The sequence below is a fragment of the Sphingomonas pseudosanguinis genome (assembly GCF_014196255.1).
Taxonomy (GTDB): domain Bacteria; phylum Pseudomonadota; class Alphaproteobacteria; order Sphingomonadales; family Sphingomonadaceae; genus Sphingomonas; species Sphingomonas pseudosanguinis.
In genome coordinates this window covers 490,162-502,138 of sequence record NZ_JACIDH010000001.1, presented here as the reverse complement: position 1 = coordinate 502,138, position 11,977 = coordinate 490,162, and the positions used below count along the sequence as shown (strand labels likewise).

At 64.3% G+C, this 11,977-nt stretch carries 6 protein-coding genes; 3 read left to right on the top strand and 3 right to left on the bottom strand.

Features of this window, described 5'->3' with window-relative positions; translation table 11 throughout:
* Positions 1 to 15 precede the first annotated feature (15 nt).
* The 3 genes from rplJ (at position 16) to GGR48_RS02350 (ending at position 1,608) form a co-directional block, all read left to right on the top strand.
* Positions 16 to 537, top strand: coding sequence for a 50S ribosomal protein L10 (gene rplJ, locus GGR48_RS02360; RefSeq protein WP_183950285.1), 522 nt, complete (start codon positions 16 to 18; stop codon positions 535 to 537).
* Between the two features lie 69 nt (positions 538 to 606).
* Positions 607 to 981, top strand: coding sequence for a 50S ribosomal protein L7/L12 (gene rplL, locus GGR48_RS02355; RefSeq protein WP_007403895.1), 375 nt, complete (start codon positions 607 to 609; stop codon positions 979 to 981).
* Between the two features lie 192 nt (positions 982 to 1,173).
* Positions 1,174 to 1,608, top strand: coding sequence for a nuclear transport factor 2 family protein (locus tag GGR48_RS02350; protein WP_240456161.1), 435 nt, complete (start codon positions 1,174 to 1,176; stop codon positions 1,606 to 1,608).
* A 1,205-nt stretch (positions 1,609 to 2,813) separates the two neighbouring features.
* Here the strand turns inward: GGR48_RS02350 and GGR48_RS02345 are convergent.
* From GGR48_RS02345 to rpoB, 3 genes are all read right to left on the bottom strand, one after another.
* A complete protein-coding gene (locus GGR48_RS02345) occupies positions 2,814 to 2,993 on the bottom strand; it encodes a hypothetical protein (RefSeq protein ID WP_183950283.1) in 180 nt (59 codons plus the stop codon).
* A gap of 269 nt (positions 2,994 to 3,262) precedes the next feature.
* The gene (rpoC, locus tag GGR48_RS02340; protein ID WP_183950282.1) at positions 3,263 to 7,549 is read right to left on the bottom strand and encodes a DNA-directed RNA polymerase subunit beta'; all 4,287 of its coding nucleotides are present in this window, start codon (positions 7,547 to 7,549) and stop codon (positions 3,263 to 3,265) included.
* An 86-nt stretch (positions 7,550 to 7,635) separates the two neighbouring features.
* Positions 7,636 to 11,814 (bottom strand): DNA-directed RNA polymerase subunit beta, encoded by a 4,179-nt coding sequence (gene rpoB / locus GGR48_RS02335; protein WP_183950281.1) that lies wholly within the window; start codon positions 11,812 to 11,814, stop codon positions 7,636 to 7,638.
* Positions 11,815 to 11,977 lie beyond the last annotated feature (163 nt).

Below are 11,977 nucleotides of genomic sequence, written 5' to 3'. Positions count from 1 at the left end.
ACCATGGAGAATGGCATGGATCGCGATCAAAAGACCCAGGCCGTCGCCGAGCTGAACAGCAACTTCAACGAGGTTGGCGTGGTGGTCATCACCCGCAACCACGGCATGACCGTCGCCCAGTCGACGGCCCTGCGCACGAAGATGCGGGAAGCCGGCGCGACCTACAAGGTCTCGAAGAACCGGCTTGCCAAGATCGCAGCCCAGGGCACCGACTATGCCGGTGTCGCTGACATGCTGACGGGTCCCGTCGGCATCGCCAGCTCGATCGATCCCGTGGCCGCCGCCAAGGTGGCCGTGGAATTCGCCAAGACGACCGACAAGTTCGAGATCGTCGGCGGATCGATGGGTGCGAACGTCCTTGATGTCGCAGGCGTGCAGGCGCTGGCGACTCTGCCCTCGCTGGACGAGCTCCGGGCGAAGCTGGTCGGTCTCATCGTGGCGCCTGCCACGAAGCTGGCCACCATCACCCAGGCTCCCGCGGCGCAGATCGCCCGCGTCCTCGCGGCGTATGCCGACAAGGACAAGGAAGCCGCCTGATCTTCGGGCGTACACGATTGAACTGACACACTCGGGCCAATTTACCCGGCCCGTATTGGAGATAAGAACATGGCAGACCTGAACGCGCTGGTTGACCAGCTGAGCGAGCTGACCGTCCTCGAGGCCGCTGAGCTCTCGAAGATGCTCGAAGAGAAGTGGGGCGTCTCGGCCGCCGCTGCTGTTGCCGCGGCTCCTGCTGCTGGCGGCGCTGCTGCTCCGGCCGCTGAAGAGAAGACCGAATTCGACGTGATCCTCACCGGCGACGGTGGCAAGAAGATCAACGTCATCAAGGAAGTCCGCGCGATCACCGGCCTGGGCCTGACCGAAGCCAAGGCGCTGGTCGAAGGCGCTCCGAAGCCCGTCAAGGAAGGCATTGCCAAGGACGAGGCCGAGAAGATCAAGAAGCAGCTCGAAGAAGCCGGCGCGACCGTCGAGCTCAAGTAATCGGACTGCGGCAGGGCAACCTTCCGCACCCGTTCGCTTGGCGAGCTACAGAAAGGGCGGCCCCTTTGCGGGGGTCGCCCTTTTCTTTTGCGTCGGCCCCCTACGGTCCCCTGATCCTTGCGGCAAACCCGCTTGCGCCGGCGCACGATCTCGCGTGGAATGCGGGGCGAGACGCATAGGGGGAGCATGGCGATGAATTTTCTGATGGCAGGACTGGTATTGGTCGGCGCGGCAACCGCCCCCATGACCGCCACACAGGACGCCCCCCTGCGCGCGCTGGTCGAGCGCTTCGAAGCAGCGCGGACCGGATTCGATCCGGCCGCGCTCGATCGGACGCTGGCGCCCGATTATGAAGAGATTTCGCCTATCGGCGACGTGGATATGCGCGACAAGGTGCTGGGCTATTACGCCCCGGAGGCCAGGCACCCCGCCCCGCCGATGGTCAGCACCGACATCTTCGTCCACGCCCACGGGCCGGTGGGAATCGTAACCGCACGACGCACGATCAGCCTGCCCAACGGCACGACCCGCTCGGTGCGCGTGCGCTATGTCGCCCGCAAGGCCCAGGGCGACTGGCGGCTGGTGTCCACGCAATACACGCCGATACCGCCTGCCAAAGCCCAGTGACCGAATGAGCGATGGCCTCGCCCCGCCTTTCCCGCTCCTGTCGGACAAGACGGAGATGATACCCTGGATCGATGCAGGCCCCTCCCCTTCAGGGGAGGGGTTGGGGTGGGGCCTGTCCACGAATGCCACGCTTACGGATACACCCTACCCCCGCCCCCTCTCCTGAAGGGTATCGTTGCAAAACGCTTTACACGACCCCGGCGCACGCCGGCGCCCAGTCGGGTAAGCGCCGATCAGCGATGGAAAGCCTTCAACATCTGGACCCCGGCCTTCGCCGGGGTGGTGCGTAAAGAGCGAGAAAACGCGAATTTCGCAACGGTCCCCTGTAACGAAGGGTGGGTCCATCTCCTGTCACCCTGCTCAAGGGCTTATGCTTGACGGGCGATGGCAAGCGGATCGCCGGCCCGCTGAGCGAAGCGGCCGCCAAGGGTCAATCGACATTCACGCTCCCCTCTCCCCTGGATAGGGGAGAGGGTTAGCGGAGCTTGCCAGCGTGCTGGCTAGCGCAGCTTGGGTGAGGGGTTGAGCGAGCCTGACGGCTCGCGTGCTCGCCCTTGCGAGCGCCCACCACTCACCCAGCTCCGATTAGGCCTTTGCTTGGCAAAGACCAAGTCTGCGCAACCCTCTCCCCTCTGAGAGGGGCGAGGGAAAGGAAGGGCATATTTGAGTATTGATCCGGCCTTGGGCCCGATCAACATTCAGGCCACACCCCTTTCATTCCGCCCTTAAGCGTAAGGTGTGCAAGCATTGGCATACCCCCGGTATGCCAAACGGCTGCCCGGGGCACCGTGTTACTCGCACACATGCGGACTATGGTGGAAGGGTGCCCCCGGTCGTAAGACAAGACCGATCTCGCCAACGGGGACACCCCTCCGTCAGGCCTTACGGCCTGCCACCTCCCCTTCCAGGGGAGGAATGTCGATCGGCTCTAAGCCTGTTGAAGGTGGGGCTCGTACGGGACCGGTGCAGTCCCCATAAACCGCCCCTTGGCCCGTCAGGCCAGGGTGAGCATCGGACTTCAAAGCAGCATCCAAGCAGGGATGCCCGGTGATGATGACGGCCAGCATGTCTGGACCGCCCGCCATATCCACGCGGTCACCCCACCTTCGCCCGATCCAGGGAACCGACGGCACCCAGATATGAAACAGGCGCCCGCAGGCGCCTGTCGACTGATGGTCGGAAAGCGGCTCGTCCCGCCCCGCGTCTTACTCCGCCGCCTCGATCACCGCGCCCTCGGCGGGCTGGCTGTACACGCGATCGAGATAGTGGTTGGCGATGATATAGTGCGCTCGAACCGCTGCGGGGTGGGTCGCCTTCTGCGCCAGTTCCAGTTCCGTTTCAGCACGTTGGTAGAAATAATCTTCGTCAATCTCAGGCGACGTCATCTCAGGTCTCCAGGGTCCCCGCGCCGTGCCAATAACCCGCGCGGTTCGGGGATCTTCTCCAATATTTGTATATGGTTGGGAGGGGGTTTCGGTTCCCGTTACAAAGTCTTGCGCACCCTCCATTCGGCGCAAATCGGGGGTTTTCGTCGCGCCGGCCTCTCCGCCAGTCCTGCGCGCGCGTCAACGACAAAATGTACCGGTCTGGTTGCAAAAAAGCCGCCGCCCGGTTGCCCGGACGGCGGCCCTTTAATTCCAATCCGTTAGCCGGATCAGTCGTTCAGATACTCACCGGCATCCGCGTCGGTGCCTTCGCCCGACGGCACGACCTCGGCCAGCGGATCGCTGCCCGTGCCCGCATCATCACGCGGCGAACGGGCGTTTTCCGCCGCCCGCTGCTCGGCCGCACTGACCGGCGCGACGATCGCCTCGGCCAGCTTGCGCTGCTGGGCGCGGAGCGCCGCATCGCGGCTGGAGGCCGCCACGCGCAGACGGTTCATGCCAGCACCGGTACCCGCCGGGATCAGGCGGCCGACGATGACATTCTCCTTCAGGCCCATCAGCGTGTCCTGCTTGCCCTGGACCGCCGCCTCGGTGAGGACGCGGGTGGTCTCCTGGAACGACGCCGCCGAGATGAAGCTGCGGGTCTGCAGCGACGCCTTGGTGATGCCGAGCAGGACGGGCTTGCCCTGTGCACGGACCTGGTTCGCGTCGAGCTTGTCGTTGATCGCGTCCATTTCCTCGCGATCGACCTGCTCGCCCTTCAGCAGCGTGGTGTCGCCGCCATCGGTGATCTCGACCTTCTGCAGCATCTGACGAACGATCGTCTCGATGTGCTTGTCGTTGATCTTCACGCCCTGGAGACGGTAAACTTCCTGGATTTCGCTGACCAGATATTCGGCCAGCGGCTCCACGCCCATCGTTTCCAGAATGTCGTGCGGATCGGGCGAGCCGCCGATCAGATTGTCGCCACGCTTGACGTAGTCGCCTTCCTGAACGTCGATCACCTTCGACTTCGGCACCAGATACTCGACGACCTCGCCGCCATCCTCAGGCTGGATGCCGATCTTGCGCTTCGCCTTGTAGTCCTTGCCGAACACGACACGGCCCGAGACCTTGGCGATGATCGCCGAGTCCTTGGGAACACGCGCCTCGAACAGCTCGGCGACGCGCGGCAGACCGCCGGTGATGTCGCGGGTCTTGGCCGACTCGCGAGCGACACGGGCCAGAACGTCACCGCCCTGCACCTGCGCCCCGTCCTCGACCGAGAGCGTCGCACCCGGCGCCAGCATGTAGCGACCGGCCTCGCCCGAATTGTCGTCGAGCAGGGTCATGCGCGGACGCAGATCCTCCTTCGACTTGGTCGAGGCGCGGTACTCGGTGACGACGCGCTGGGCGATACCCGTGGCTTCGTCGACCTGCTCGGTCAGGGTCTTGCCCTCGATGAGGTCCTGGAACTTCACCGTACCGGGGTTTTCCGTGATCACCGGCATGGTGAACGGGTCCCATTCGGCCATGCGGTCGCCCTTCGACACGATGTGGCCATCGTCGAACAGCACGTACGCACCATAAGGGATACGATCCACCGAGAGCTCGCGGCCGTCCATGTCGACGATCGCGATCTCACCCGAACGGCTCAGCACCACGCGGCGACCACGCTGGTCGACGATCAGGCGCAGGTCGCGGAACTGGACGGTGCCGTCCACGGCCGCTTCCAGGTTCGACTGCTCGTTCAGCTGCGCCGCGCCACCGATGTGGAAGGTACGCATGGTCAGCTGCGTACCCGGCTCACCGATAGACTGCGCCGCGATGACGCCGACTGCTTCGCCGATGTTCACCGGCGTACCGCGGGCGAGGTCACGGCCATAGCACTTGCCGCAGACACCGACCTTCGATTCGCAGACCAGCGGGCTGCGGATCTTGACCGACTGGGTGTTCGCGGCCTCGATCTTCGCCACCATCGGCTCGTCGAGCAGGACGCCCGACGGGATAATGACTTCGCCGGTCTTGGCGTTGACGATGTCCTCGGCCGTGGTGCGGCCCAGGATACGCTCGCCGAGCGAGGCGATGGTCGAACCGCCCTGCACGATCGCCTTCATCTCGAGGGCGCGGGTCGTGCCGCAATCCTCTTCGATGATGACGCAGTCCTGGCTGACGTCCACCAGACGGCGGGTCAGGTAACCCGAGTTCGCCGTCTTCAATGCCGTGTCGGCCAGGCCCTTACGCGCGCCGTGGGTCGAGTTGAAATATTCAAGGACGGTCAGACCTTCCTTGAAGTTCGAGATGATCGGCGTCTCGATGATCTCGCCCGACGGCTTGGCCATCAGGCCGCGCATACCCGCCAACTGCTTGATCTGGGCGGGGCTACCACGGGCGCCCGAGTGGGCCATCATGTAGATCGAGTTGATCGGCTTCTCACGGCCTTCCATCGGGCCGTCCTCGTAATGACGGACCGCCTTGATCTCGTTCATCATCGAGTTCGCGACCTGGTCGCCGCAACGGCTCCAGGCGTCGATCACCTTGTTATACTTCTCCTGCTGCGTGATCAGGCCGTCCTGATACTGCTGCTCGAAGTCCTTCACCTGCTCCCGCGTCTCGTCGACCAGACGATCCTTGTCCGGTGCGATGATCATGTCGTCCTTGCCGAACGAAATGCCGGCGCGGAACGCGTGACGGAAGCCCAGCGCCATGATCGCGTCGGCGAACAGCACGGTCTCCTTCTGGCCGGTGTGACGATACACCTCGTCGATCACCTCGCCGACGTCCTTCTTGGTCAGGACGCGGTTGACGATGTCGAAGGGCACCTTGTGGCTCTTCGGCAGCGTCTCGCCCAGCAGCATGCGGCCCGGGGTCGTCTCGAAGCGCTTGAGGTATTGGTTGCCCTGCTCGTCGGTCTGCGGGACGCGGCTGACGATCTTGGTGTGCAGCGTGACGGCACCGGCGAAGAGGGCCTGATGGACCTCCTCCATGTCCGCCAGCATCATGCCCTCGCCCGGTTCCTTCTGCTTTTCGAGCGAGAGGTAATAGAGGCCCAGCACCATGTCCTGCGACGGCACGATGATCGGCTTGCCGTTCGCGGGCGACAGGATGTTGTTGGTCGACATCATCAGGACGCGCGCTTCCAGCTGCGCTTCGAGCGACAGCGGGACGTGCACGGCCATCTGGTCGCCGTCGAAGTCGGCGTTGAACGCCGAGCAGACCAGCGGGTGAAGCTGGATCGCCTTGCCCTCGATCAGCACCGGCTCGAACGCCTGGATGCCCAGACGGTGGAGCGTCGGCGCGCGGTTCAGCATGACCGGGTGCTCGCGGATCACCTCGTCCAGGATGTCCCAGACTTCCTTGCGCTCCTTCTCGACCCACTTCTTGGCCTGCTTCAGGGTCATCGAAAGACCCTTGGCGTCGAGGCGCGCGTAGATGAACGGCTTGAACAGCTCGAGCGCCATCTTCTTGGGCAGGCCGCACTGGTGCAGCTTGAGTTCCGGACCGGTCACGATGACCGAACGGCCCGAATAGTCGACGCGCTTACCCAGAAGGTTCTGACGGAAGCGGCCCTGCTTGCCCTTCAGCATGTCGGACAGCGACTTCAGCGGACGCTTGTTGGCACCCGTGATCGTGCGGCCACGGCGGCCGTTGTCGAACAGCGCGTCGACCGCTTCCTGCAACATGCGCTTTTCGTTGCGGACGATGATGTCCGGCGCACGCAGCTCCATCAGGCGCTTCAGGCGGTTGTTGCGGTTGATGACGCGGCGATACAGGTCGTTCAGGTCCGAGGTCGCGAAACGACCACCGTCCAGCGGCACCAGCGGGCGCAGCTCGGGCGGGATGACCGGGATCACTTCCAGGATCATCCATTCGGGGCGGTTGCCCGATTCGATGAAGCTCTCGACGACCTTCAGGCGCTTGATGATCTTCTTGGGCTTCAGCTCCGACTTGGTCGTCGCCAGCTCTTCGAGCAACTGCACGCGCTCGCCCTCGAGGTCGAGGCTCTCGAGCATGATGCGGACCGCTTCCGCGCCGATGCCGGCCGAGAACGCGTCCTCGCCATATTCATCCTGCGCGTCGAGCAGCTCGTCCTCGGTGAGAAGCTGATACTTCTCCAGCGGGGTCAGGCCCGGCTCGATGACGATATAGGCTTCGAAATACAGCACGCGCTCGAGCTGCTTGAGCTGCATGTCGAGCAGCAGGCCGATGCGCGACGGCAGCGACTTCAGGAACCAGATGTGCGCGACCGGCGCCGCCAGCTCGATATGGCCCATCCGCTCGCGGCGGACCTTCGACACCGTGACTTCGACACCGCACTTTTCGCAGACGATGCCCTTGTACTTCATGCGCTTGTACTTGCCGCACAAGCATTCGTAATCCTTGATCGGACCGAAGATGCGCGCGCAGAACAGGCCGTCACGTTCCGGCTTGAACGTACGGTAGTTGATCGTCTCGGGCTTCTTGATCTCGCCGAACGACCAGGAACGGATCTTGTCGGGCGACGCGATGCCGATCTGAATCTGGTCGAAGGTTTCCGGCTTGGCCACCGGATTGGCGAAGTTGGTCAGTTCGTTCATTTCGCTTTCCTCACAGGGAGGGAAAATTCATCGGGCGAGGTAGGCAAGGCGCCGGTGGAGCATGTGCCCCACCGGCGTCACCTGTCTTACTCCGCCGCCTCGGCCAGACCGTCGTCCTGGGCGTCTTCCATCGACTTGAGGTCGACGTTGAGACCCAGCGAGCGCATTTCCTTGACCAGCACGTTGAAGCTCTCCGGGATGCCCGCCTCGAAGGTGTCGTCGCCCTTGACGATCGCTTCGTAGACCTTGGTGCGGCCGACCACGTCGTCCGACTTCACCGTCAGCATTTCCTGGAGCGTGTACGCCGCGCCGTAAGCCTGCAGCGCCCACACTTCCATCTCACCGAAGCGCTGGCCACCGAACTGCGCCTTACCGCCCAGCGGCTGCTGGGTGACGAGGCTGTACGGCCCGATCGAACGCGCGTGGATCTTGTCGTCGACCAGGTGGTGCAGCTTCAGCATGTAGATGATGCCCACGGTCACCTTGCGGTCGAACTGATCGCCAGTGCGCCCGTCGAACAGGTCCGACTGGCCCGAGGTGTGCAGACCCGCCAGCTCCAGCATCTCCGACACGTCGCTCTCGCGCGCGCCGTCGAACACCGGGGTCCCCATCGGCACGCCGGTGCGGATGTTCTGGACCAGCTCGGCCACTTCCTCGTCGTCACGCGCCTGGATGTCGTCGGCATAATGATCGCCGTAGATCTCCACGAGCCGCGACTTGACCGCTTCCGGCACCGCGCCCGGCTTGGCGTCGGGGTTGGCTTCACGCCAATCCTCGAGCTGCGCCGCGACCTGCATACCCAGGTTGCGCGCCGCCCAGCCCAGGTGCGTCTCGAAGATCTGACCGACGTTCATGCGCGACGGCACGCCCAGCGGGTTCAGCACGAGATCGACCGGCGTCCCGTCCGCGAGGAAGGGCATGTCCTCCTGCGGCAGGATGCGGCTGATGACGCCCTTGTTGCCGTGACGGCCGGCCATCTTGTCGCCCGGCTGCAGCTTGCGCTTCACCGCGACGAAGACCTTGACCATCTTCAGCACGCCCGGCGGCAGCTCGTCACCACGCTCCAGCTTGTCGCGGCGGTCATGGAACTTGTCCGTGATCCGCTTGGCGGCTTCGTCATACTGCGCCTTGACCGCTTCCAGATCGCTCTGGCGCGCGTCGTCGGCGACGGCGAACTTCCACCATTCGTGACGATCGACCGATTCCAGCACCTCGGCATCGATGACGATGCCCTTCTTCACGCCCTTGGGCGCGGCGGTGGCGGTCTGGTCGAGCAGCATCTCGCGCAGGCGGCTCCAGGTCGCCCGGTTGAGGATCGTGCGCTCGTCGTCGGCGTCCTTCTTCAGACGCTCGATCTCCTCGCGCTCGATCGCCATCGCGCGCTCGTCCTTGTCGATGCCGTGACGATTGAAGACGCGCACGTCGACGATGGTCCCAGCCACGCCCGGCGGCAGGCGGAGCGAGGTGTCGCGCACGTCGCTGGCCTTTTCACCGAAGATCGCGCGGAGGAGCTTCTCTTCCGGCGTCATCGGCGATTCGCCCTTCGGCGTGATCTTGCCGACCAGGATGTCGCCCGGCTCCACCTCGGCCCCGACATAGACGATGCCCGCCTCGTCGAGGTTGCGCAGCGCCTCTTCACCCACGTTCGGAATGTCGCGGGTGATGTCTTCCGGCCCGAGCTTGGTGTCGCGCGCCATGACTTCGAACTCGTCGATATGGATCGACGTGAACACGTCGTCCTTCACGATCCGCTCGGAGATGAGGATCGAGTCCTCATAGTTGTAGCCGTTCCAGGGCATGAACGCGACGAGCGCATTGCGGCCCAGCGCCAGCTCGCCGAACTCGGTCGAGGGGCCGTCGGCGATCACGTCGCCCGCCTTCACGACGTCGCCCACCTTCACCAGCGGACGCTGGTTGATGCAGGTCGACTGGTTCGAACGCTGGAACTTCATCAGCGTGTAGATGTCGACGCCCGACTTGCCGGCATCGACCTCACCCGTGGCGCGAACCACGATGCGGGCCGCGTCGACCTGGTCGACGATACCGGCACGCTTCGCCGCTATCGCCGCGCCCGAGTCGCGGGCCACGGTCTCTTCCATGCCGGTGCCGACGAAGGGCGCTTCCGCCTTCACCAGCGGCACGGCCTGGCGCTGCATGTTCGAGCCCATGAGCGCGCGGTTGGCGTCGTCGTTTTCCAGGAACGGAATGAGCGAGGCGGCGACCGAGACGAGCTGCTTCGGCGACACGTCCATCAGGGTGATCTGATCGGGCAGCGCCATCAGGAATTCGCCCGCCTGACGTGCCGAGACCAGATCCTCGGTGAAGCGGTTGTCCGCATCCGTCGCGGCCGAAGCCTGGGCGACGGTGTGCTTCTGCTCCTCCATCGCCGACAGGTACACGACCTCGTCGGTAACGCGGCCGTCGATCACCTTGCGGTACGGCGTCTCGATGAAGCCGTACTTGTTGACGCGCGCGAAGGTCGACAGCGAGTTGATCAGACCGATGTTCGGGCCTTCCGGCGTTTCGATCGGGCAGATGCGGCCATAATGCGTCGGGTGAACGTCGCGGACTTCGAAGCCCGCGCGCTCACGCGTCAGACCGCCCGGCCCGAGCGCCGAGACGCGACGCTTGTGCGTCACTTCGGAGAGCGGATTGGTCTGGTCCATGAACTGCGACAGCTGCGACGAACCGAAGAACTCGCGCACCGCAGCGACCGCAGGCTTGGCGTTGATCAGGTCGTTCGGCATGACGGTCGACACGTCGACCGACGACATGCGCTCCTTGACCGCACGCTCCATGCGCAGCAGGCCGACGCGATACTGGTTCTCCAGCAGCTCGCCCACCGAACGCACGCGGCGGTTGCCGAGATTGTCGATGTCGTCGATTTCGCCCTTGCCGTCCTTCAGGTCGACCAGCGTCTTGACGACCGCCAGGATGTCCTCGGTGCGCAGCGTCGTCACCGTGTCCGGGCAGTCGAGGTCGAGACGCATGTTCAGCTTGACGCGACCCACGGCCGACAGGTCGTAGCGATCGGGATCGAAGAACAGGCCGGCGAACAGCGCTTCGGCCGTCTCGAGCGTCGGCGGCTCGCCGGGGCGCATCACGCGGTAGATGTCCGACAGCGCCTGCTCGCGCTCTTCGGCCTTATCGGCCTTCAGCGTGTTGCGAATCCACGGACCCGTGGCGACATGGTCGATGTCGAGCAGCTCGATCGTGTCGACGCCCGCCTTGTCCAGCGCTTCGAGATTCTCGGCGCTGATCTCATCACCGGCTTCGACGTAGATTTCGCCGGTCTGCTCGTTGATCAGGTCATAGGCCGAGTAGCGACCGAAGATTTCCTCGGTCGGGATCAGCAGCTGCGACAGGCCGTCCTTGGCCGCCTTGTTGGCAGCGCGCGGGGAAATCTTCTGGCCGGCCGGGAACACGACCTCGCCCGAATTGGCGTCGACGATGTCGAACATCGGCTTGGCGCCGCGCCAGTTCTCGGCCTGGAACGGGATCTTCCAGCCGCCGTCGCCGCGAACGAAGGTCAGGCGGTTGTAGAAATAGTTGAGGATCTCTTCCGAGTTCATGCCCAGCGCATAGAGTAGCGCCGTCACCGGCAGCTTGCGCTTGCGGTCGATACGGACGTTGACGATGTCCTTGGCGTCGAACTCGAAGTCCAGCCACGAGCCGCGATACGGGATCACGCGCGCGGCGAACAGATACTTGCCCGAGGCGTGGGTCTTGCCACGGTCATGGTCGAACAGCACGCCCGGAGAACGGTGCATCTGGCTGACGATGACGCGCTCGGTGCCATTGATGAAGAAGGTGCCGTTCTCCGTCATCAGGGGCATGTCGCCCATGTAGACGTCCTGCTCCTTGATATCGATGACCGACTTGGCTTCGGTGTCGGGATCGACCTCGAACGCGGTCAGGCGCAGCGTGACGCGCATCGGCGCGGCATAGGTGATGCCCCGCTGGCGGCACTCTTCCACGTCGAACTTCGGGTCCTCGAGGACATAGTCATCGAAGTCGAGATAGGCGGTGCCGGCGAAATCCTGGATCGGGAAGACGCTGCGCAGCGTCTTTTCGAGGCCGGACACATGGCCCCGCGACTTGTCCGAACGCAGGAACTGCTCGTAGCTTTCGCGCTGAACCTCGATCAGGTTCGGCATCTGCACCACTTCGTGGATGTCGCCGAACACCTTGCGGATGCGCCGCTTGGCGGTGCTGCCATCGCCCTTGCGCGGGGCGGAGCCGCTGTCGATCGCCTTGGTTGCCATGGATCTGTCTGCCTCGTCAGCCGTATAATCGCTGCCCGGAAACCTCCGGACGGGACGCGACGCAAAGACGCCGAAAGGCCGCTCGCAATCGCTTGCGGCGGCATCCGGCGTCCGATGAACCAGCAATCTCCCATTCGACCGACACGCTGCGCGACGACGCGTC

What these genes read in the sequence shown, in the direction of transcription:
- rplJ (WP_183950285.1), top strand. Translation starts at nt 16, where the DNA reads ATGGATCGCGATCAAAAGACCCAGGCCGTCGCCGAGCTGAACAGCAAC.
- rplL (WP_007403895.1), top strand. Translation starts at nt 607, where the DNA reads ATGGCAGACCTGAACGCGCTGGTTGACCAGCTGAGCGAGCTGACCGTC.
- GGR48_RS02350 (WP_240456161.1), top strand. Translation starts at nt 1,174, where the DNA reads ATGAATTTTCTGATGGCAGGACTGGTATTGGTCGGCGCGGCAACCGCC.
- GGR48_RS02345 (WP_183950283.1), bottom strand. Translation starts at nt 2,993, where the DNA reads ATGACGTCGCCTGAGATTGACGAAGATTATTTCTACCAACGTGCTGAA.
- rpoC (WP_183950282.1), bottom strand. Translation starts at nt 7,549, where the DNA reads ATGAACGAACTGACCAACTTCGCCAATCCGGTGGCCAAGCCGGAAACC.
- rpoB (WP_183950281.1), bottom strand. Translation starts at nt 11,814, where the DNA reads ATGGCAACCAAGGCGATCGACAGCGGCTCCGCCCCGCGCAAGGGCGAT.